This is a genomic window from Paenisporosarcina sp. (genome assembly GCF_049671445.1).
Classification (GTDB): domain Bacteria; phylum Bacillota; class Bacilli; order Bacillales_A; family Planococcaceae; genus Paenisporosarcina.
Window position 1 is genome coordinate 1 of sequence record NZ_JBATUX010000068.1, and the last position, 1,862, is coordinate 1,862.

Genomic DNA, 1,862 nt, shown 5'->3' on the forward strand with positions numbered 1-1,862 from the left:
TTCTTACATTATCAATATCGCAGCGAATCTCAACTCTTCTTACACCAAGATCTTCGAATGCAAACTCCGTTAAACGCTCTGCTGCTTCGGTCATATAGCCTTTTCCTTCAAAGCGACTGTCTAACCAATAACCAATTTCCACTTTAGGAATATCCCAATTGATACGATGAAATCCGCTTGCTCCAATAAATTCTCCAGTTTCTTTCAAGAACAAGTGAAGTCGCAAATCTTTTCTTGTAACGAAATCAGCAACCGCCTGACGTATATTTTCAGTTGTGTCTTCTATTTTTTGGCTATTTTGAGCCCATGGCATCCATGATTGAAGGGCTTTTTGAGATACTTGGACACTTTTCCATACATGAGGTGCATCTTCCACTTTTGGTGCCCGAATAATTAGTCGGTCCGATTCAAATGAATCTGGGAACGTACGCATCGCAGTATGAACTTTTGCTTTCGTAGGTTCAGTCACTTGTTGGTCATCCCATAACACAGGCGTTGTTGTGCCTTCATTAAAATCTTCTCTCGTAATCCCATAAGTTATAGCATCGTAATAAGAATTTTCTTTTGGAGAAAACCATGCTTTACGCAAATGCCCTTCTTTTACAAAGCCCGCACGTTCAAATGTTTTACGCATAGCAAAGTTATCTTGACGTGTGTGACCTTCAACACGAATTTTCTTTTCAGGTAAGTTAAAAACGTACTCCGCCACTTTTTTCAAAGCAGAAGGACCATATCCATGACCACGATAACTCTCTGCTATACGCAAATCAAAAACAGGAATCTCATCTTGCAAATCAAACACTTTAACGATTCCCACTTTTTGATGGTCAGCATTTTCGACCCAGAACGTTTTGACTTCGTCTGATTCGTAGCCACCCTCTTCAATCGTCTTCTCGATAATTTCTCTAGCTGGATTCGAATTCCCGTGAAAAGGCCATGTATTTGTAGTCATAAAATGTATTAGTTGTTCTTGCTCTTCCATTGTCCATTCTGTTAATCGCATGTTATTCCCCCGAACTGCGTTACTTTTGAATGCGCAGCAATCTCATTGAATTCAATACAACGAGTAAGGTAGCACCCATATCTGCAAATATCGCAATCCAAAGAGTTAACCATCCCGGAATGATCAGCAGTAACGCCACTATTTTTAAGCCTAATGCAAACATAATATTTTCTTTGATAATACGCAATGCTTTTCGACTTAATTGAATGGTATATGGCAGTTTTTCTAAATCGTCAGCCATTAAAGCAACATCTGCCGTTTCAAGAGCTGCATCAGTCCCCGCTCCACCCATTGCGATACCAACCGTCGCAGCAGCAAGAGCTGGAGCGTCATTCATTCCGTCTCCAACCATTGCCACACGGCCGAACTCACTACGTAATTCTTTCACAGCTTGGAGTTTTTCATCAGGCATTAATCCTGCTCTAACATCCGTTAAATTCAACATTTGTGCAATCGCTGCTGCGGTAATTGGATGATCTCCTGTAAGCATTACCATATGTTTAATGCCAAGTTCTCGTAATTTCTTAATGATAGCCGGACTTGTTTCTCTTATCGCATCCGCTACAGCTAAATGTCCTGCATATTGATCATTAATAACAACCACCATGACCGATTTCCCTTGTTTTTGAAGCAGTTCTACGTTTTCCTTTACATCAACTGAAATAGTCGTTGTTTCTTCTGCCCATTTCAAACTACCTATCGCCACTTCTACTCCATCAACTGTGGCATTTACGCCTTTACCCGTAACTGATTGGAAATTTTCAGCTGGTGAAAGGTCAATATTTTGAAGCGACGAATACGCTACAATCGCACGCGCTAAGGGGTGACCTGAATACGATTCGATTGACGCTACTTTTTG

General features: G+C 40.8%; 2 protein-coding genes. Both read right to left on the minus strand.

What is annotated here, in order from left to right:
• Positions 1-1,003 (minus strand): GNAT family N-acetyltransferase (locus tag WBG45_RS09285; RefSeq protein WP_424413975.1); only part of this gene is annotated, 1,003 nt, incomplete at its 3' end.
• Positions 1,004-1,022: 19 nt separating this feature from the next.
• Positions 1,023-1,862 (minus strand): HAD-IC family P-type ATPase (locus WBG45_RS09290; protein ID WP_424413977.1); only part of this gene is annotated, 840 nt, incomplete at its 5' end.